The sequence below is a fragment of the Allobosea sp. Tri-44 genome (assembly GCF_004123845.1).
Classification (GTDB): domain Bacteria; phylum Pseudomonadota; class Alphaproteobacteria; order Rhizobiales; family Beijerinckiaceae; genus Allobosea.
Genome location: NZ_NBDP01000007.1, coordinates 264,585 through 283,622 on the forward strand (window position 1 = coordinate 264,585; position 19,038 = coordinate 283,622).

The 19,038-nt window shown below is 65.1% G+C and carries 17 protein-coding genes; 12 read left to right on the top strand and 5 right to left on the bottom strand.

Translation table 11 applies throughout. The features are described from left to right. The first annotated feature begins 141 nt into the window (after positions 1-141). The 3 genes from B6S44_RS07750 (at position 142) to B6S44_RS07765 (ending at position 4,809) form a co-directional block, all read left to right on the top strand. On the top strand, positions 142-501 hold the full coding sequence (locus B6S44_RS07750) for an SPW repeat protein (protein ID WP_129156249.1): 360 nt from the start codon (positions 142-144) through the stop codon (positions 499-501). A 627-nt stretch (positions 502-1,128) separates the two neighbouring features. Next, complete coding sequence (locus tag B6S44_RS07760; protein WP_465246093.1) at positions 1,129-3,996, top strand: MASE1 domain-containing protein; 2,868 nt, start codon at positions 1,129-1,131, stop codon at positions 3,994-3,996. Between the two features lie 24 nt (positions 3,997-4,020). Beyond that, a complete protein-coding gene (locus tag B6S44_RS07765; RefSeq protein WP_129156253.1) occupies positions 4,021-4,809 on the top strand; it encodes a DUF2628 domain-containing protein in 789 nt (262 codons plus the stop codon). Between the two features lie 294 nt (positions 4,810-5,103). Here B6S44_RS07765 and B6S44_RS07770 read toward each other — a convergent pair whose 3' ends face one another. Further along, entirely contained in the window at positions 5,104-6,318 is a 1,215-nt protein-coding gene (locus tag B6S44_RS07770; RefSeq protein WP_129156255.1) for an ROK family transcriptional regulator, read from the bottom strand. 161 nt (positions 6,319-6,479) lie between these two features. Here B6S44_RS07770 and B6S44_RS07775 point away from each other — a divergent pair, with 161 nt between their 5' ends. From B6S44_RS07775 to B6S44_RS07795, 5 genes are all read left to right on the top strand, one after another. Next, positions 6,480-7,712 carry an extracellular solute-binding protein gene (locus B6S44_RS07775; RefSeq protein ID WP_129156257.1) on the top strand — a complete coding sequence of 411 codons (1,233 nt, stop codon included), beginning with the start codon at positions 6,480-6,482 and terminating at the stop codon, positions 7,710-7,712. A 63-nt stretch (positions 7,713-7,775) separates the two neighbouring features. Continuing rightward, entirely contained in the window at positions 7,776-8,669 is an 894-nt protein-coding gene (locus B6S44_RS07780; RefSeq protein ID WP_129156259.1) for a carbohydrate ABC transporter permease, read from the top strand. After that, positions 8,669-9,490, top strand: coding sequence for a carbohydrate ABC transporter permease (locus tag B6S44_RS07785; RefSeq protein WP_129156261.1), 822 nt, complete (start codon positions 8,669-8,671; stop codon positions 9,488-9,490). The genes B6S44_RS07780 and B6S44_RS07785 overlap by 1 nt, the downstream gene beginning before the upstream one ends. Next, a complete protein-coding gene (locus B6S44_RS07790; protein ID WP_129156262.1) occupies positions 9,487-10,524 on the top strand; it encodes an SIS domain-containing protein in 1,038 nt (345 codons plus the stop codon). Before B6S44_RS07785 ends, B6S44_RS07790 begins: the two co-directional genes overlap by 4 nt. After that, positions 10,521-11,459: an ROK family protein gene (locus B6S44_RS07795; RefSeq protein ID WP_129156264.1), complete on the top strand. Its 939-nt coding sequence runs from the start codon at positions 10,521-10,523 to the stop codon at positions 11,457-11,459. The genes B6S44_RS07790 and B6S44_RS07795 overlap by 4 nt, the downstream gene beginning before the upstream one ends. A gap of 10 nt (positions 11,460-11,469) precedes the next feature. On the opposite strand, the gene B6S44_RS07800 is transcribed toward B6S44_RS07795, so the two are convergent. Both B6S44_RS07800 and B6S44_RS07805 read right to left on the bottom strand, forming a co-directional pair. Continuing rightward, entirely contained in the window at positions 11,470-12,528 is a 1,059-nt protein-coding gene (locus tag B6S44_RS07800) for an Ldh family oxidoreductase (protein WP_129156266.1), read from the bottom strand. Further along, positions 12,528-13,538 carry an amino acid ABC transporter substrate-binding protein gene (locus B6S44_RS07805; protein ID WP_129156268.1) on the bottom strand — a complete coding sequence of 337 codons (1,011 nt, stop codon included), beginning with the start codon at positions 13,536-13,538 and terminating at the stop codon, positions 12,528-12,530. The genes B6S44_RS07800 and B6S44_RS07805 overlap by 1 nt, the downstream gene beginning before the upstream one ends. Positions 13,539-13,726: 188 nt before the next feature. Between B6S44_RS07805 and B6S44_RS07810 the strand changes: the two genes are divergently transcribed. The 4 genes from B6S44_RS07810 (at position 13,727) to B6S44_RS07825 (ending at position 16,937) form a co-directional block, all read left to right on the top strand. Continuing rightward, complete coding sequence (locus B6S44_RS07810; protein WP_129156270.1) at positions 13,727-14,527, top strand: HpcH/HpaI aldolase family protein; 801 nt, start codon at positions 13,727-13,729, stop codon at positions 14,525-14,527. Between the two features lie 13 nt (positions 14,528-14,540). Beyond that, complete coding sequence (locus B6S44_RS07815; RefSeq protein ID WP_129156272.1) at positions 14,541-15,458, top strand: cupin domain-containing protein; 918 nt, start codon at positions 14,541-14,543, stop codon at positions 15,456-15,458. Between the two features lie 11 nt (positions 15,459-15,469). Further along, positions 15,470-16,402 carry a DUF6282 family protein gene (locus tag B6S44_RS07820; RefSeq protein WP_129156274.1) on the top strand — a complete coding sequence of 311 codons (933 nt, stop codon included), beginning with the start codon at positions 15,470-15,472 and terminating at the stop codon, positions 16,400-16,402. 133 nt (positions 16,403-16,535) lie between these two features. Then, positions 16,536-16,937 carry a hypothetical protein gene (locus B6S44_RS07825; RefSeq protein WP_129156276.1) on the top strand — a complete coding sequence of 134 codons (402 nt, stop codon included), beginning with the start codon at positions 16,536-16,538 and terminating at the stop codon, positions 16,935-16,937. Between the two features lie 146 nt (positions 16,938-17,083). Here B6S44_RS07825 and B6S44_RS07830 read toward each other — a convergent pair whose 3' ends face one another. Both B6S44_RS07830 and B6S44_RS07835 read right to left on the bottom strand, forming a co-directional pair. Next, complete coding sequence (locus B6S44_RS07830; RefSeq protein WP_129156278.1) at positions 17,084-18,070, bottom strand: Bug family tripartite tricarboxylate transporter substrate binding protein; 987 nt, start codon at positions 18,068-18,070, stop codon at positions 17,084-17,086. An 82-nt stretch (positions 18,071-18,152) separates the two neighbouring features. Continuing rightward, positions 18,153-18,956 carry a DNA-binding transcriptional regulator gene (locus tag B6S44_RS07835; RefSeq protein WP_129156280.1) on the bottom strand — a complete coding sequence of 268 codons (804 nt, stop codon included), beginning with the start codon at positions 18,954-18,956 and terminating at the stop codon, positions 18,153-18,155. Positions 18,957-19,038 lie beyond the last annotated feature (82 nt).

The following is a 19,038-nucleotide window of genomic DNA, read 5'->3' on the forward strand; positions in this document are numbered from 1 at the left end:
CCAGCTGACCTCACTACAAGCATCGCCTGACAGATGCATGCGTAGAGTATCGCAGTTGGATTGAACTCTTCATTCTTATTGAACCTTCAATCTCAAATATAGTTTGGGATATTGGAGGAATTCCAAATCTAGGAGAAAAATATGACAAATGAAATTCCGAGCAAGGGATTGGAATGGACCAACCTCGTTCTAGGCGCGATCTTGGCCTGCGCCGCTTTCCTGTTCGCTGATCCGTCTACCGCCGCATGGAATGCAGGGATCGTTGGCGCGTTGATCGTCTGCTGTTCCCTCGTGGCGCTCTATCGCTACGGAGATTGGACCGAATGGTCCAACCTGACCTTGGGATGCTGGGCGGTCGCCGCGCCGTTCCTGCTCGGCTTCAAATCGGCGGAAGGGCCGATGTGGACGCACGTCGTGGTCGGGCTCTGCGTGGCGACAATCGCCGCTGGGCAGCTTGTCGCCAGCCGCAAAGCCCAGCCGCAGACGAGCGGCTCAAGATAACTCAGGCGGAGCACCGGGGACGGATGAGCGGAGTCTGCTTCCGCTCCCGTCCCCCAAGGCGCTTCGGCCGGTCAAGAATGGACCGCCGCGCCGGCTGAAGCCGGACAGGGAAACGGATGATGGACTCCTCGAACCGCGAACCAACGCTCGAAGACTTGCTGGCCGACTCCATCGTCCAACTCGTGATGAGGCGCGACGACGTCGTGCCAGACGAGGTGCGGCAGATCGTTCACGAGGCTTGGGTGCGTCGAGACCTGTGGCAATTCCGACCAGGACGTGACCGCCTGCGCTGGAGCCCGTCCGGATCGGCCTGTGCCGCAAGCTGGCCGGAAAACGGGCTCTTCAAACTATAATACAAGAGACGGTTCGCCTGCCAGCTCGAGCCGGTCTGACCGGATCCGACTCCAAAGGCCTGTTCAACGTCACCTCGTCCCGATCAAACGATTTTGCTTCGCCTTCATCGTCATTTTTGGCCGATGACGCGTTGTTCGGAAGCGCGATCCCATTCCCCTCATTCGCCATCTGCGTACCGACGGTACGACCCTGAGTTGGCCGCCGCGATACAGAGAACAGTGGTATACGACGGCTGATAGTCCTCGGGCTTGCCTCACTCCGAAGGAGCGGCCAGTGACGACAGCGTCCAACTCTCATGGCGAAGCCGGCGACGACGATCGGAAGCAGGATCAGTGGTCGCGAATCTGGGCGTACCGCCCGCAACTCCGGCGCCTGGCTCTCTTTGCCGTGGCCTATATCCTGGGCTGTGCGTTCGCGCAGTCGCTGGCAATCGTGCCCGAGACAGGAATTTCCATCTGGCCTCCGGCCGGGCTGTTCATCGCGACCCTCATCGTCACTTCAGGCTATAGCTGGCCGTGGTGGATCGCTGCGGCCTGCCTGGCCGAACTCGTCAGCAATCTCGTCTGGTTTCACAACCCGCTGCCGGTGGCGCTCCTGATCAATGCCGGCAACGCGCTTGAGGCGGTAGTCGGAGCTTGGCTCGTGACCCGAACCTGCAAGCGGCCGGTGCGCCTGGAGACCTTGCAGGAGGTCCTCGCATTCGTTTCACTGGCTGCGGGTATTGCGCCGGCCCTGAGCGCGACGGTGGGCAGTGCCACACTCGCGTGGTTCGACATGAAACCGCACTCATTCGCGGCGGCCTGGCCCATGTGGTGGATCGGAGACGCGACCGGGGTTCTGATCGTGGCGCCGCTGGCGCTGGCCGTTTTCCAGAATTGGCGCGGCGAGGCGCGGTTTTCTGCCGCCCGCTGGCTGGAGGCTTTCGTCGTTGGGGTGATCCTGCTCGGTGTCGCCGCGCTGTCCCTCGGTGGCTACCTGCCCTTCGCCTACATCATCATGCCGCCGCTGCTGTGGGCAGCGGTGCGATTTGAATACAGAGGCGCCGCCGTCAGCCTGGCCCTCCTCGCACTGATAACCGCGGCATTTACGATATCCGGCGACAGCCAGTTCGCCGGCGCTCCCGAGACGCAGCGACACCGGCAGATCATGCTGCAGCTCTTTCTGGCCATTTCGGCGTTCTCCGCACTCGTCGTCGCCGCAATATCCCGCCAGTACCATCAGTCGCTGCTGACATTGCGCCAAAGTCAGCAGCAGCTTCAGCAGATGATCGACACACTCCCGGTCCGCATCTGGAGCGCGACGCCCGATGGCGCCCCCACTTATTTCAACAAGCGCTACCAGGACCATTTCAAAGAGGTTCTCCCGAGTCTGACGCCGCTCCAGGCATCGAACATCCAGGATCTGGTCGGTCAGCTCATCCATCCGGACGACGCGTCCGAGGTGGAGCGGACGCTGCGAGGCTGTCTTGAAAGCACCAGCCCCGCCGTGATGCGGTTTCGCTGGCTTGAGAAGGACGGCGCCTATCGCTGGGCGGAGTGCAAGGTGGAACCCCGGCGTGATGAAAGCGGAGCGGTTGCCGAATGGTACGGCGTTTCCATCGACATCGACGATCAGATGCGCCTTTACAACGAAGTTCAGGAGCGAGAAGCCAGAATTCGGCGCCTGGTCGAGTCCGATATCATCGGCATCGTCATCTGGGACCTGGACGGACGGCTCATCGACGCCAATGACGCGTTTCTCCGCATGGTCCAGTATGACCGCGCGGATTTGCAGGCCGGGCTTCGATGGCTCGATATGACGCCTCCGGAATGGCAGGCCGAGCATATCCGCAACGAGCTCGACGAGCTCAAGGAAACGGGCAAGATGCAAGCCCGCGAGAAGGAATACTTCAGGAAGGACGGCAGCCGTGTACCGGTGCTGATTGGGGCTGCCTGCTTCGAAGGCCAGTCCAGGCAAGGCGTCGCCTACATTCTCGATTTGACTGAACGCAAGCGTGCGGAATCGGCGTTACACGACCGGGAATGCGAGCTTTCACAGCTCGTAGACATGCTTCCGGTTTACATCAGACGCCTGTCGCCCGAAGGAGAGCCGATCTTCTTTAACAAGCGACTGACCGATTTTATCGGCGTGAGCTTGGCGGACTTAGGCGCGGCCGGCGCGAGTCGACTTCGACCAGCCATCGAGAATTTCGTCCACCCTGATGAAGTTGCGAAGGTCGTGGCGGCGCTCCGCCGCGCCCTCGCCACGGGCGAGGACTACACCATGAGATATCGCATGCGTGGCGCGGACGGCGTGTATCGGTGGGTCGAGACTCGTGCCGAGCCGTTGCGGAATCAGGATGGAACAATCGCGCAATGGTATTCGGTGTCGATCGACATCGAGGACCAGATGCGAGCACTGCAAGCGGAAGAGGCATTGCGGCGTGCCTCCGGCGAACTCGCCAAGGCGACACAAGCCGCCAGCCTTTCGGAGCTCTCGGCTTCGATCGCCCACGAGGTGAACCAGCCGCTGGCGGCTATTGTGGCGAACTCTCATGCCTGCCAGCGCTGGCTCACGGCCGAACCGCCCAACCTCGAGCGCGCGCAGACGACGGTGGAGCGCATCATCCGCGACACCAATGCCGCGGCCGAGGTCGTGAGCCGAATCCGTGCCCTCTTCAAGCAGTCCGTAGAGACGAGGACGAGCACGCCTCTTGGCAGCGTCCTAGAGGAAGCGCGCAACCTGATAGCCGATGAGGCGGCGCGACGGCGCGTCCGTATAGACCTCGATATCCAGAGCGACCTTCCACTCATCGCGCTGGATCGCATCCAGATCCAGCAGGTGCTGGTCAATCTCATGCGCAACGGTATCGAAGCGATGGAGGCGGTTGCGGACGAGAGATCGCTCGGCGTGCGCCTGCGCCGCATAGCAGATTCGGTTCAAACGGAGGTCAGCGATCGCGGGCCGGGCGTCGAATTCCCCGACAGGATCTTCGAGCCCTTCTTCACCACGAAGGAACAGGGAATGGGCATGGGCCTGGCAATCTGCCGGTCGATCGTCGAGTCGCATGGCGGGCGATTGTGGGTCGAGACAAACGAGCCGCGTGGTGCAAGGTTCATCTTCATCTTGCCGGTTGAAGTGAAGCAGCATGATGACGAGTGATCCACATTGTCTTCACCCCGGAGGATGCCGTTCACCAGCTTTGCGATGGCGGAGGATCACTACCTGGGCAAGTGGCGGACGATGCTGGCCAAGGCCGGCGGCGATCCGGCAAAGATCGCAATGTTGAGTTCCTGGACCTGGCCGGCGCTGTTCTTCCCCTATGGCTGGCTGTTCTACCGGAAGATGTGGGCCCTCGGCGGCTCTGTCTTCGCCTTCCAGTTGGTCTATGCTCTCTTGCCCGAGAGTGCGCCGCCGCTGGCAGCGGGGCTGCTGATGGTGGCGACCTTCAGCCTCGGCATCGTCTTCGCGCTCTACGGCAATGCCTGGTACCTCGAAAAGGTCCGCAAGCGCTGGGAAGCGCTACGATCTGAGCCCGATCGGGCCACCGCGCTCGCCAAGGCGAAGCAGGAAGGCGGCGTCAACCTGATCGCACCGATCGTCGCCTTCGCGCTGGTTGTTGCGGCCGCGGTCGGGCCGCACCTGATCAGTTGGAACGATCCGGTCGCTATGGTGCGCGACGGGCATATGAGGGCTTACCCCAGCACCACTGTCGGCAAGGCCTTCGCCGGCAATTTCGATGGCGGCACCTGGCGCAGCTTCATCACAGCCAAGGGTCAGCAGGTCGTCGAGTTCAGCGGCAAGATCAACGCGGCCCTGCATGGCAATGCGGTATCGGCGCTCGCGGACAGCTTCGAGAAAGCCCGCAAGGTCGGGCGCTCAAAGCTCGAAGACACAATCTCGCCCTGTCCGCCAAGCAATTCTCTTGGAAAAGGTGAGAATATCGAGCCCCAACAGCCACCCCAACAGAGATGAATGACTAGTCTCCTTCAACGCTACGCGAGCAAGGTATCAGGGACACACTGCGTCGGCCGCGAACTGAATTTCTGAATTGCGCCGCAAGCTGACATGAGCTCGCCGCCAGGAGGCGAACATTCGGAAAAAAGGCTCGGGGGTCAGTCTGGCTTCAGTTGACGCCGGGTGAAGATGGCCGACGGCCTCGGCGATCAATCAACGAAGGGCTTGCGTGAAGCGACCGCTGACAACGATGCATCCGACGTGGTGACGCTCTGGGCAAGCCCAAAACCGAGTCCACCGTCCAGCCCTCCTTCAGATCCGCTCCACCACGCCCTGCTTGAACAGCAATGACAGCTCCGGCGTCATGCCGTCGAAGACCGGCAGCGTTGCAGCGCCCAGCGCCGGCGTATCCGGTCCCATCTCGGCGGCGATCAGGCGCGGCGTGTCGGCCGCCTTGTTGAGGCTGACGCTGCGCGGTAGCGGCTCGATCCGGGCGATCAGTGCCTCCAGCACGGGGCGGGGCAGCACTCCACCGAGGATCACCGTCTGCGGATCGAGCATGTTCTCGATCATCACCACGGCCTGGCGCAGGCTGGCTGCGGCCTCGTCCAGCCAGGCGAGCAGGCGGGTGTCGCCGTCTTCGAGCGCCTTGGCGATGCGGTCGAGATCGCCGTGGCGGACGGTTGCCGCCTGGCCATCGCCGAGCGCCTTCAGCGCGAGCGAGACCGAGGCGTAGCGTTCGAGGCAGCCGCGATTGCCGCATGGGCAAGGCCGCCCGTTGGTGTCGACGACGAGATGGCCGATCTCGCCAGATTTGCCGTAGCCGCCACGATAGGGCTGGCCACGCAGGAAGAGCCCGCCGCCGATGCCGGCGCCGATATAGATATAGGCAAAATCGGTCAGGGTACGGCCGGCGCCGTAGAGCCGCTCGCCGATCGCCGCCGCCGTGGCGTCGTTCTCGAGCAGCACCGGCAGGCCGAGCTTGTCCTGCAGCGACTGGCGCAGCGAGAAATCCTTCCAGCCGGGCAGCGCGACCTCGCCGAGCACGACGAGCCGGTCGTCCTGGAACAAGGCCGGGACGACGAGGCCGACGCCCCAGACACGCTGGCGCGCCACCTGCTGGCGCTCGAGCATCGCCGAGATCGTCGCCGCGATCTGGTCGAGCACAGCCTCGGGTGCATCGAAATCAAGGTCGAGCTCGACGCGATCGCGCACCGCGCCGGCGACGTCGGTGAGGATGACCAGCAGGACGCCATGGCCGAAGGACACGCCGAAGGTGAAGCCGCCATCGGGATTGATGTCGAGATCGACCGCCGGCTGACCGCGGGCGCCGCTGCGCCGGCTGACGCTGCGCACCAGCCCGGCCTCGCTCAGCTCGGCGATGATGTTGGAGATGGTCTGCGGCGCCAGGCCGGTGGCGCGGGTGATCTCGGCGCGCGAGAGCGGCGCCTGCAGCCGCACCGTCTCCAGCACGACCCGCCGGTTGAACCGGCGGGCATGGTCCATATTGGCGCCGAACAGCTTCATCTCTGCCTCTGAATCATCGCTCCTGCCTACACCCAGCCGCTTGCCAGTCGAAGTGCTCTCTGATTAAATCACTTCATTGGAATAAATCGGGCGGCAGCGAAAGACCTCCCGGAAACAGCGGGGAACAGACCATAACGCAGCAGCGCGAATCCAAGAGTGGCTTGTCCCGCCGGACGGTGCTGGGCGCGGCCGGAACGATGGCGGCGACGGCCTATGGCTTCGGCGCGCGAGCGCAGGAGATGAACGTCCGCTTCGTCGGCGAGCGCTACCCGGCGCTGGAATTCTACGTGAAGAAGCTCCAAAGCGCGCTACCGAACGTCAAGGTCACTGCCGACCTGATGCCGAACGCGCCGTTGAAGGAGCTGCAGACGATCACGCTGTCGTCCGGTGCGGACTCGATCGACATCATGCTCGGCAACGACCTGACGATCGCCAACTTCGCGCAGAACGGCTGGCTCGAGCCGCTCGACGATTACATCGCCAAGCACAAGGACGAGTACAAGCTCGACGACTTCGCCAAGACGGCGATGAGCTCGGCCTCGTTCGGCGGCAAGGTCTATGGCCTGCCGGTGCTGACCAACACCCAGCTCATGGCCTATCGGCAGGATCTGTTCGAGGCCAAGGGCCTGAAGCCGCCGACCTCGTTCGAGGAGTACATCGCCGCCGCCGGCGCGCTGAACTCGCCCTCCGTCGCGGGTACCGTAATGACGCTCAAGGGCGACGGCGTCCTCAACGAGGGCCACTGGTATCTGAATGCGCTGGGCGACGGCTGGTTCGACGCCAACAAGAAGCCGGTGTTCAACAGCCCGAAGGGCATCGCCGCGATCGAGACGATGAAGTCGCTGACGCGCTTCGCGCCGCGCGGCTACACCGCCAACGGCAACGACGAATCGACCATCCTGTTCCAGCAGGGCGCCGCTGCCATGGGCATGCAGTGGCTGACGCGCACCGCCGCGATGGACCGCCAGGATCAGTCCAAGGTGATCGGCAAGATCAATTGGGCGCCGCCGCCGCGGGGTGGTCAGGTCGTGGTGGCCGACACCTTCGCCATCTCGAAGTTCACCTCGCGCAACAAGGACACGCTGTTCCGCCTGCTCGCCGCGACGCTGTCGCCGACGAACCAGCGCGAGGGCGCGAGCCTCGCCTGTCCGACGCGCGTCTCGGTGCTGGAGGATCCGGAGCTGCGCCAGCGCTTCCGCTATTACAACGTGCTGGTGCCGGCACTGGACAAGGGGGCGACCTTCCCGAAATTCGCCGAGTTCAAGGAAGTCAGCGAGACGGTGACGCGGCGCGTCCTGCAGGCCGTCACCGGCGAGATGCCGGTCAAGGAGGCGCTCGACACCGGCGCCAAGGAAGCCGAGGAATTCCTGACGCGCCGCGGCGTCTACAAGTGAGCATTCTCGCTTCCGGAACGGTCCGGGCCTGAACCGGGCCGCTCCAGCGCAAGGCACAGATTTATGGCGTCGTCGTCGGCGCGGGCCTATCCCCGCGAAATATCGCTCTGGCTGTTCGTGGTGCCGAGCGCGCTCGTCGTGCTCGGCATCCAGCTCTACCCGGTGCTCTACGCCGTCTATCTCAGCTTTTTCGACTACCATATCGGCCAGTCGCAGCCCCGTTTCGTCGGGCCCGACAACTACCTCGCTTTGCTTGGTCAGGACCGTGTCTGGGCCTCGCTCAGGACGACGGTGATCCTGGTCGCCTGCTCGCTTGCGGTCGAGTTCGCGCTCGGCCTGCTGCTCGCGCTCGGGCTCTACAAGCTGACGCGCGGCGCGCGCCTCTTCTCGACACTGATCTTCGTGCCCTATCTGATCACGCCGGTGGTCGCTGCGCTGTTCCTGCGCTGGATCTTCGCGGCGCGCTGGGGTCTTGCCGACGCCGTCATCGCCTCCTTCGACATCTTCCCGCCGGACTGGCTGGGATCGCCGGTCTGGGCCTTCGTCACCATCATCGTCGCCGATGTCTGGCAATTCACGCCCTTCGTCATGCTGATCCTCTATGCCGGCCTGCAGGGCATGGACGAGGCGCTGCTCGAAGCCGGCAAGATCGACGGCGCCTCGGGCCCGCGCCTGGTCTGGCACATCATCCTGCCGTGCTTGCGCCCGCAGATCCTGTTCGTGCTGGCGATCCGGCTGATGGATTCCTTTCGCACCTTCGACAGCATCTATGTGCTGACCGGCGGCGGCCCGGGCACCGCGACCGAGACGCTGACGATGTACACCTACGCCCTGGCCTTCAAGCAGCTCGACCTCGGCCGCGCCTCGACACTGGGCGTCCTGACCATGCTGATCGTCACCGGGCTGACGCTGATGATCATCTCGCTGATGTACCGGCGCGAACGGGGAGCGTTCTGATGCGCCGCCTCTTCGGCCAGCCGCTCGCCGTCTTCCTCCTGTCGCTGTTCGCGCTGTTCAGCCTGACGCCGATCATCTGGGCGGTGCTGATCTCGATCAAGCAGCCGGCCGATGCCTTCGCGATCCCGCCGAAACTGCTCTTCGAGCCGACCTTCCGTTTCCATTACGAGATCTGGGTCGAGCGCCGCTTCGTCGAGTTCTTCCTGAACAGTTCGATCATCGCGCTCGGCACTGTCTTCATCTCGGTGCCGCTCGGCACGCTTTCCGCCTACGGCCTGTCGCGGCTGGAGAGCCGGATGGCGCGCTCCTATCTAATGGGGCTCCTGGTGATCCGGATGTTCCCGCACATCCTGCTGCTGATCCCGTTCTTCATCGTGGCGCGCTCGCTTGCGATGATCGACACCTATCCTGCGATGATCGCGGCGATGGTGGCGATCAACCAGCCCTTCACCGTCTGGCTGATGCGCAGCTTCTTCCTGGAAATCCCGCGCGAGCTCGACGAAGCCGCCACGATCGACGGCTGCAATGCCTGGACGACCTTCACCAAGGTGATCCTGCCGCTGGCCAAGCCCGGCATCGTCGTCACCTCGCTGTTCAGCCTGCTGCTTGCCTACAACGAATTCCTGTTCGCGCTGATCCTGACCGGCAGCAACACCAAGACGCTGCCCGTCGCGATCGCCGAATATGGCGGCGAGGACCTGAACTACTGGTCGCTCTCGGCGGCCGGCGCGATCGGGATCATGCTGCCGATCCTGCTGTTCATGCTGTTCTTCCAGCGCCATCTCGTGCGTGGCCTGACCATCGGCGCGGTGAAGGGATGACCATGGTCGACCAGAGCATCATCGACGGTTTCATCCGGGCGCAGGCGCAGATCGTGCCGGCGACGATCGCCGCCGTGCGCCAGCGGCTGCGCGAGCTCGCGCTTCCGCGGGCGGGGCACATTGTCCTCGTCGGCTCCGGCACCTCGCTCAACGCGCTGCTGGTGGCGAAGCCGGCGCTGGAAGCCAGGGGCACCTTCGTCGAGGCGCTGAACCCGGGTGCCTTCCTGCAGCGCGAGCCGGTGCTCGGCCGCGAGGCGCTGGTCGTCGCGCTGTCGCAGACCGGGACCAGCGAGACCACCGTCGCAGCGGTCAGGCGAGCGCAGGACAGCGGACTGACCACCCTCACCATCACTGCCGAGGCCGACAGCCCGATCGGGCGGGTGGCGACGACCAGGATCGTGATGCCGATCGGATCCGAACCGGTCGGCCCGAAGACAAAAGGCTATGGCGGCTCGCTCGCGGCGCTGGCCGAGCTTGCGGCGGCACTCGCCGGTCATGCCGGGCAGGACGTCGCCGAGGCGGCGATCGCCGCACTGATCGAGGCGGCGACACTGCCGGCCTTCGCGCTGGCGGCGGAGCTCGACGCGGTCGATGGCCTGCTCTTCACCGGCGAGGGCCGCCATCTCGGCACGGCGCTTGAAGCCTCGCTCAAGCTCGCCGAGATGACCGGCGTGCCGGCGGCGGCCTTCCCGGCCGAAGAAGCCATGCATGGCCGCCTGCACGGGCTGACCGGCAGGAGCCTCTGCGTCATGATCGCGGCGGACGCGGCCGAACGAGAGCTCGCGGCCCATGCCGCTGGTGTGATGGCCACACTGGGCGTCCGCATCCTGATCCTCAATTTAACCGATGAGCCGACGTCGTTCGACTGGCTGCGGCTCGACGGACTGGCGGCGCCCTATGACGCGCTCGCCGCGATCGTGCCCGTGCAGCGGCTGGCGCAGGCCATGGCGGCGCGACGCGGGATCCCACCGCATCTGATGCGCTTTCCCGGCCTGTCCAAGAAGCTCGGCATCAAGATCGACCGCTTGCCATGAAGACCGTCTTCGCCTTCGATATCGGCGGCACCGCCGTCAAGTTCGGGCTGGTGGCCGAGGACGGCCGCCTGCTCAAGCAAGGCGAGGTGCCGTTCGAACGCGACCTGTCTTTCGCGGCGCTCTGCGAGCGGCTGGCCCGGCTCTATGAGGACGTGATGGCGGGCGCCCCGGCCGATGCCTTGGCGGTCGCGATGCCGGGCTACGCATCGCCGAAGAGCGGCGTCGTCATCGATGGCGGCGGCAATGTTCCCGCGCTGCGTGACGGGTCAATTGCCCAAGCGCTAGAACAGCGGGTCGGCCTCCCGGTCTGGTTCGCGAATGACGGCGTTGCCGCTGCATTAGGCGAAATCAGGTACGGTGCCGGCCGGGCGCTGAATCGCTTCGTCCTGATCACGATTGGGACGGGGGTCGGCGGCGCCGTTGTGCTCGACGGAAGGCCGGTCATTGGCCCGGACGGCCATCCGCCCGAGCTTGGTGCCATCGTCGTCGGTATCGACGGCACGGGCCGGCCGCTTTCGCTAGAAGCGCGGTCCTCGGCGCCAGCCATGCTGCAAGCCTACGCACGTCAGGCCGGGGATGCAGCCTTATCGGCACGGAAGCTGTTCGAGCAGGCCGAGGCCGGCGACGCGGCGGCGGAAGCGATCATCGATGCGGCCTGTCGCGGCATCGCCCACGCGGCGGGCGCCCTGACCAACGCGCTCATGCTCGAGGCGATTGTTCTCGGCGGCGGGGTGTCGGGGGCCGGCGAGGCTCTGGCGCGCCGGATCCGTACTATTTTGCCGGCTTATGTCTGGCCGGCCCTGGCGGCAGCAGTTGATGTCCGCACCGCCGAACTCGGCAATACGGCCGGGCTGCTCGGCGTCGCCTCGCTTGCGTTCGAAGGGCTAGCCGCGTCGGCCAAGGATCGCAGCGTCAGACAGATCGCGAAGTCCTGATCAATTCGCATCAGTCGGCGAGAGCAATCGGAATCGCGACGCCGAGGCGGCCGGCACTGGCCTGAAGCGCGGCCAGCGTTGTCCTTGCGAGGGGGCAGAAGCCGTCGAAACGGCTGCGCGCCTGCGTTGCCCGATCGCCCGGCAGGCGGATGGGAGGGGCGCCGGGAACCGGCCTCGACTGCCGGATGTGGTCCGTGAACGTCGCTGCAGCGGTCTCGAACTCGGCGAGAGGGCGCATGCCCTCGATCTCGATCGCCATGAACAGGTTGGCGCTGCCATAGGGCCGGGAGAGATCACCATAGAGCGGTTGCACCTCGCTGCCGATGCCGCCGGCCGAGAGGCCACCCGCGATAAGGTCGATCATCACGGCAAGGCCGAAGCCCTTTGCCCCGGCAGCAGGCAGGAGCACGCCCTTGATCGCCTCGGCCGCGTCGCGGGTCGGCAGCCCCTCGGCCGTTTGGGCCCAGCCTTCGGGAATGGGCTCGCTGTTGCTCGCCGCCAGCCTGACCTTGCCCATCGCGCCGGCGCTCATGGCGAGGTCGAGGACGATCGGCTCGCCGCCGGTCGGAATGGCGAGCGCCAGCGGGTTGTTGCCGACGACCGCCTCGGCTCCACCCGGCGCCGGCAGCATCGGGCGCGTATTGGCCATGACGATGCCGATCTTGCCGGTGAGCGCGATCTTGCGGGCAAAGCGCCCGGCGGCGCCGAAATGGAAGGCGTTGCGGATGGCGACGATCGCGACGCCGTGCTCGGCCGCACGGGCGATCGCGATGTCGCAGGCCCGCTCGGCCGTGACATGGCCGAGCCCGTTCCTGGCGTCGATCGTCAGGCGCGCACCCGTGTCGACGACGATCTCGCCGCTGGCCGCCGGATCGACGGATTTCCGTTCGATCCGCTCCAGATACATCGGCAATTGCAGCAGGCCATGCGAGGCCAGGCCCTCGATATCGGCATCGACGAGTGCCTGCGCCACCAGAGCGGCATTGCCTGGCGGCGTCCCGGCCGCCTCGAGCAAGGCGGCCGCGAAGGATCGCAGCGCCTCGGCTGAATAGCGGCCGGACGCTGCCATCAGCGCACCGGCGGCGCGTATTGCAGGCCGCCCTTGGTCCAGAGCTTGTTGAGGCCACGCTCGATGCCGAGCTTCGAGCCCGCGCCGACATTGCGCTCATAGACCTCGCCGTAATTGCCGACCTGCTTGACGATCTGCAGCGCCCAATCCGGCTTCAGCCCCATCGATTCGCCGAGATTTCCCGAGCCGCCGAGCAAGCGTTGCACTTCCGGCGAGCCGGTGCGCTTCATTTCGTCGGCATTGTTGGCGGTGACGCCGAGCTCCTCGGCGACGAGCATGGCATAGAGCGACCAGCGCACGATGCTGGTCCACATCTCGTCGCCCTGGCGCACGACGGGGCCAAGCGGCTCCTTCGAGATCAACTCCGGCAGGATCACGTATTCGGTCGGGTTGACCAGCTTCAGCCGGTAGGCCGAGAGCGCCGAGACGTCGTTGCTGAAGACGTCGCATCGGCCGGACTCGAAGGCCTTGGCGACCTGATCGCCGGCCTCGAAGGCGACGCCCTCATACTTCATGCCGTTCCCACGGAAATAGTCGGCGATGTTGAGCTCGGTGGTCGTGCCGGTCGGCACGCAGACCGAGGCCCCGTTGAGCTCTTTCGCCGATTTGATGTTCAGCGCCTTGCGAACCATGAAGCCCTGGCCGTCATAATAGCCGACGCCGACATAGCGCAGGCCCATCTGGGTGTCGCGCGACAGCGTCCAGGTCGCCTGCCGGGAGAGCAGGTCGATCTCGCCGCTCTGCAGGCTGACGAAGCGGTCCTTCGGGCTGAGCGGGGTGTAGCGGACCTTGCCGGCATCGCCGAGGACGGCGGCAGCGACGGCCCGGCAGATGTCGACGTCGAAGCCGCCCCAGCGCCCGGCCTCGTCGGGCACCGAGAAGCCGGCGACGCCCGGGCTGACGCCGCAGATCATCTCGCCGCGATTCCTGACGGTCTCGAGCGTGCCGGCGGCGGCGGGCATGGCGCAGGCCGCGATCAGGCCGGCGGCCGGCAACAGGCGTGTCTTCATTCGGATGCCCTTCCCCCCGAGTGTCGTATCCGACGTTTCCTCGCCGGGTCCCAGGGTGATCCTGACGGCTTTCTGACGCAGGGGGCGCGCGCCTCGGCTGATTTCGAGATGTGAAACGCAGGGACTTCCGGTCATATCCGGGAGCGGCAGTGCCATCATCCGATCATCGAAATCGGTACGGCCTATCCATGCAGCCCCCTGCCCCAACCAGCTTTCGCCAACGCCTCGTCAGCGGCGCCTTCCTGGCGGGGAGCTTCGTCAAGACGCCGAGCCCGCACGCCACCGAAATCCTCGGCAATAGCGGCTTCGACTTCATCGTCGTCGATCAGGAGCATGCGCCCTTCGATCGCGGCACGACCGACCTCGTGCTGCTGGCGGCACGGGCCGCCGGGATCGCCGGCGTCGTCCGCGTCCCGACGCTGACGAGCGACGCGATCCAGGTGTCGCTCGATTGCGGCGCGGTCGGCATCCTCGCTCCGCATGTCGCGAGCGTGGCTGATGCTGAGGCCCTCGTCGCCGCCTGCCGCTATCGCGGCGGCAAGCGCGGCTTCTCCGGCGTCACCCGCGCCGGCCGCTATGGCGGCAGCAAGATGTGGGACCTCGTCGACGCGGCCGATGCGGCAGTGGCGACGATCGCCATGATCGAGGACCCGTCGGCGCTGGACCGGATCGACGCCATCCTCGCGGTCGAGGGGTTGGACGCCGTCTTCATCGGCCGCGGCGACCTCACCGTCGCCTTCGGAGCCCCGACCCGCGATGCGCCTGCGGTCCGCGATGCGGTCGAAACGATCCTGCGCGCCGCGAAGAAGGCCGGCAAGCCGGTCTGCGTGATGACCGACAATGGCGAGGAATCCGCTGCCTTCGCCGAGCGCGGCGCCAGCGCCTTCATCCTCTCTTCGGACCAGGGCTTCCTGCGCAAGGCCGCGAGCGAAACCCTGGCGCAGATGCAGACAGCCAGGAGCCGGGTCGAGAACCCAGGCTCCCGATAGGAGATACGGACCCGTGAGCTATCCCTCCAGCGATCCGCGCTCGAAGCTGTCTGCGCCGGCGGCGACGAAGGCCGCGCCGGTCAAGGCGTATGCCGGCGCCGACTATGCCCGCTTTTATGTTGAGGAGCCGCAGCACGCGAACGACAGCGAGCGCACCTGGCTGGCTCGCGGCCAGAACTTCATCGTCGCCTATTCGGATGTGAAGCCTGGCGCCGTGCTGGCACGCACGGCGCAGCCGGACGAATACTGCCTGATCCTGCCCGAAAAGGAGCTCGGAGCGACAGTCACCGCCGGAGCCGAGACGGTCGAGGTCGCGGGCGGCTCGATCGTCTTCGTGCCGCCGGGCGCCTCGCGCATCACGCTCAAGGGCACCGGCCGCGTCATCCGGATCTTCTCCAGCGTCGCGACCGACCTGGCGGCGTCCTGCTCGAATGCCGCCTCCTATGCGCAGCCTCATGCCAATGTCGCGCTGCTGGAGCCCTGGCCGGAACCATCAGGTGGCTTCAGGATCCGCGCCTACAGCCTCGATGCCGGCGGCGGCGAAGGCCGTTTCGGCCGCATCTTCCGCTGCACCACGCTGATGGTGAACATCCTCGATCCACGGATGGGCTTGCGCGACGTCACCGCGCTCTCGCCGCATCACCATGACGATTTCGAGCAGGGCTCGCTGGTCATCGACGGCGGCTACATCCACGACATCCGCTGGCCGTGGACACCCGACATGCGGATCTGGCGCGAGGACGAGCACGAATTGATGGCCGCGCCATCGCTGACCGTGATCCCGCCGCCCTCGATCCACACCTCGCGCTCGGTCCTACCCGGGCTGAACCAGATGATCGACATCTTCTCGCCGCCCCGCCTCGACTTCTCGCAGAAGCCCGGCTGGGTCATCAACGCCGCGGATTATCCGATGCCCGGCGAAACCGCCTGAGGGCCTGCGACATGACCTTGACCGCCCAGAAAGCCGACGCCCGCAGCCGGCAGATCGCCGACCTCCTGGTCGGCGCCGTCGACCTGCATTGCCATAGCGGCCCAGCCGCGATGCCGCGGATCCTCGACCATCACGAGGCGATGCTGGATGCCGCCGCGGCGAAGTTCCGCGCCGTCGTCTACAAGGATCATTTCTATCTCGGCACCGCCCACGCGATCCTGCTCGAGAAGCTCGTGCCTGACACCGGTGTCAGGCTGTTCTCGGGCATCGCGCTCAACAATGCCTCCGGCGGCTTCAACCCGCATGCGGTCGACCACGCCATCAAGCTCGGCGGCAAAATCGTCTGGATGCCGACGCTCTCGGCCAAGAACCATATCGACGTGCTCGCCTCCGGCGCGGTGAAGACCTTCCCGAAGACCGCACAGAAGATGCTCGACCCGATCCCGCTGACGCCGTTCGGGGCCGACGGCAAGCTCACTGACGACGTCAAGCTGATCCTCGACCTGATCGCGGCCGGCGACATCATCCTCGCCGGCGGGCATCTCTCTACGCCCGAGCTCTTCGCGGTGTTCGAGGAGGCGAAGGCGCGCGGCGTCAGGAAGCTGCTCGTCAACCATCCGACCTACATGGTCAACAATTGCAGCGATGCGGAAATCCGCGACCTCGTCTCGCTTGGCGCGGTGATGGAGCATTCGATCTGCATGTTCGTCGAAGGCAAGTCGAAGAAGTTCGAGCCGCCTGAGCTGCGCCGGGTGATCGAGGTCGCCGGCGTCGAGAACACCGTGCTCTGCTCGGACCTCGGCCTTACCGGCTCGCCGCGCCCGATCGATGGCTATCGCGAGGTCGTCGGCCATCTGCTCGACCTGCAGTTCACGGAGGCCGAGATCAAGCGCCTGACCGGCGGGCATGCGGCGGAGCTGCTGGGGTTGGAGGCGGCGGCCTGAAAAAAGGACCAGAGAACTGCGGGACAGTCGGCCACGATCCATTGCGTCATTTCAAACGTGAAGGTCGGCTAGCTTGCCGTCCACCAATTCGATAGCTTTCTTCGACAGGGAATGTTGAGGAAGGGGCAGACGCATGAACGCTTCCGAGATGTTTATGAAGTATGACTATGCAGAAACAAAAGATCTACTGAAAACTTTTATTACTCTGATTTCCGCAACGCTGGTATTTTCAATAACTTTTTCTGAGAAAGTAGTAGGCATCAAGGACGGATCACTAGAATCTCGTGTCGCATTGATTATCGCATGGTCACTTCTAATTCTTGCATTGATATGCTCGGGCATAGCGTTAAGCTTCATTGCTGCGGCGGCGGGAAAAATAATCTACGGAAATATCCCACTGTTTAACTGGAACTATTGGCATTTGGCGCTAATTTCATGGTTTTTTGTGCTCTTTGGAGGTGGCGCCTTTGTAGGCGGGTTGGTTGCAATGGCTATTGCTGGCGCACGATCAATGGGCGTTTGGCCTCGGACATAGTGCAGCGGCCTTAATCAGCGAGGTCTGCTGTAAACCCAATCGCGACATTCGTCACGTCAGGCGACGTGACAGCCATAGCCTAATGGAGAGAAGAAGCCGGGCCCAGGCGAACCTTGGGCCAGGCGCTTGTTTTGTAACTTTTCAGCTCAATCCAGCGAGATCGCCGCAGCCCGCACGACATCCGCCCATTTCGCCACTTCCTGGGTCTGAGCAGCCCGCACCGCCGCGGCGTCACCGCTGAGCGAACGCACGCCGATCGTGGCGAGCTTTTCACGCCCCTCGGTGCTCTCGACATAGGCGCGGGTGATCTTAGCGATGCGCGCCACGATCGGATCGGGCAGCCCTTTCGGCCCGACCAGCGCAAACCAGCCCGTCGCACTGACGCCCGGCAACCCGGCCTCGGACAAGGTCGGTACCTCCGGCAATTGCGGGGCACGCTGGTCGCTTGTCACCGCAAGCGCGCGGATGGCGCCGCTTTTGACGTGGGGGATGTAGGCCGGGATGAAGTCGATCGCGACATTGACCATGCCCCCGACCAGATCGGCCGAGAGCGGGGCCGAGCCGCGATAGGGCACATGCGTCATCTGGAAGCCAGCCTTGCGCTGGATCAGCTCGCCGGTGACATGGCCCATCAGCCCGAAGCCGGGGCTGCCGAAGGTGAGCTTGCCGGGATTGGCCTTGCCGTAGGCGACGAGCTCGGCAAACGACGAGACCGGCAGCGAGGGATGGACGCTGACGATGCCCTGGACGTCGCCCAAGAGCGCGACCGGCGCGAAATCGGCCAGCGGATCGAAGGACATGGTCTTGTAGAGCAGCTTGTTGGTCGCGAGCGGCCCGGACGAGGAGAACAGCAGGGTGTAGCCATCCGGGGTCGCCCGGGCGACGCCGGTCGCCGCGATGTTGCCGCCAGCGCCGGTCTTGTTCTCGACGACGAAGCCCTGGCCGAGTTCGCTGCGCAACCGCTCCGCCAGCAGGCGAGCGACGACGTCGGTCGAGGCTCCCGCCGGGAACGGCACGACGATGGTGACCGGCCGGCTCGGCCAGGTATCGGCGAAGGCCCGCCCCTGTGTAGCCAGCGCGCCGGCGCCAGCGAGAGACGCCATGAAACGACGGCGTGAGATCGGCCGCATCATCTGAGGTTTCCTCCGGACACCATGTTTTGGTCGTGTCCGGACACTAGGCACGAGCCCTTCACAGGTTCGCGGGAAAGCGCGGCTATTTCTCGCCTTGAAACGCAACGCCCATGGATTGCGACAGCGCCTCGAGCTGCGCCTCGATATTGGCCGCCGCCTTCTTCAGCGGATGGATGATTTTCGCCTTGTCATCCGGGTTAGGGACTGCGGCGCGGAAGAAGGTCACGCCGAAGGTCGCGAGCACGCGCTCGCCGAGCTTGATCGGCACCGCGATCGTCGCGGAATTCTTCGGCTCGGCGGCGGGATCCCGCTCGGTATAGCCGCGCCAGCGCGCCTGCGCGATCATGCCCTCGACATCTTCGTCGCTGAGGCTGTTGTTCTCCGGCTCGGCCGAGGCGCGCATCGCAGCGCGCAGTACGTCGCGTTCCTCGTCGGGACAGAAGGCGAGATAGGCGCGTCCGAGCGCCCGGCCGCCGAGGTTCAGCCGGTAGCCGAGCGTCGCATGGAAGGGCGAGATCGGGCTGTCAGGAATCGTCGAGAAACGGACGACCACGGCGTCGTAATCGAGTAGGCAGACCGCGCAGGGCCATTTGATCTGGCGCGTCAGCGCTGTGGCCCAGGGGCGCGCCGCCTCGATCACCATCGGCGCGCCATGGAAGCCCGAGCTCAGATGCGCCACCTGCGACGTCACGAGATAGCCGCGCATGCGCTCGTCGCGCACGACATAGCCGGCTTCCATCAGCGTCTCGAGCAGGCGCACGATCGTCGGCTTCGGCATGCCGGTACGGCGATGCAGTTCGCCGACGGTCGCGACACTGCAGCGATTGACCTCGGTCAGCAGCCGGAGCGCCTTGAGAACGGACTGAACGGGCGCGAAGGAGAACACTTTGCGATCCGGCTAAGCGAGCACGAACCGCTGTTCTAGATGAGAATTCTCCAAACTGGATAGTTATTCGCGCAGCCCGCCG

Excerpts from the sequence above, each read along its gene's own strand:
- B6S44_RS07750 (WP_129156249.1), top strand. The coding sequence starts at position 142 with ATGACAAATGAAATTCCGAGCAAGGGATTGGAATGGACCAACCTCGTT.
- B6S44_RS07765 (WP_129156253.1), top strand. The coding sequence starts at position 4,021 with ATGCCGTTCACCAGCTTTGCGATGGCGGAGGATCACTACCTGGGCAAG.
- B6S44_RS07770 (WP_129156255.1), bottom strand. The coding sequence starts at position 6,318 with ATGAAGCTGTTCGGCGCCAATATGGACCATGCCCGCCGGTTCAACCGG.
- B6S44_RS07780 (WP_129156259.1), top strand. The coding sequence starts at position 7,776 with ATGGCGTCGTCGTCGGCGCGGGCCTATCCCCGCGAAATATCGCTCTGG.
- B6S44_RS07785 (WP_129156261.1), top strand. The coding sequence starts at position 8,669 with ATGCGCCGCCTCTTCGGCCAGCCGCTCGCCGTCTTCCTCCTGTCGCTG.
- B6S44_RS07790 (WP_129156262.1), top strand. The coding sequence starts at position 9,487 with ATGACCATGGTCGACCAGAGCATCATCGACGGTTTCATCCGGGCGCAG.
- B6S44_RS07795 (WP_129156264.1), top strand. The coding sequence starts at position 10,521 with ATGAAGACCGTCTTCGCCTTCGATATCGGCGGCACCGCCGTCAAGTTC.
- B6S44_RS07800 (WP_129156266.1), bottom strand. The coding sequence starts at position 12,528 with ATGGCAGCGTCCGGCCGCTATTCAGCCGAGGCGCTGCGATCCTTCGCG.
- B6S44_RS07805 (WP_129156268.1), bottom strand. The coding sequence starts at position 13,538 with ATGAAGACACGCCTGTTGCCGGCCGCCGGCCTGATCGCGGCCTGCGCC.
- B6S44_RS07810 (WP_129156270.1), top strand. The coding sequence starts at position 13,727 with ATGCAGCCCCCTGCCCCAACCAGCTTTCGCCAACGCCTCGTCAGCGGC.
- B6S44_RS07820 (WP_129156274.1), top strand. The coding sequence starts at position 15,470 with ATGACCTTGACCGCCCAGAAAGCCGACGCCCGCAGCCGGCAGATCGCC.
- B6S44_RS07825 (WP_129156276.1), top strand. The coding sequence starts at position 16,536 with ATGAACGCTTCCGAGATGTTTATGAAGTATGACTATGCAGAAACAAAA.
- B6S44_RS07830 (WP_129156278.1), bottom strand. The coding sequence starts at position 18,070 with ATGATGCGGCCGATCTCACGCCGTCGTTTCATGGCGTCTCTCGCTGGC.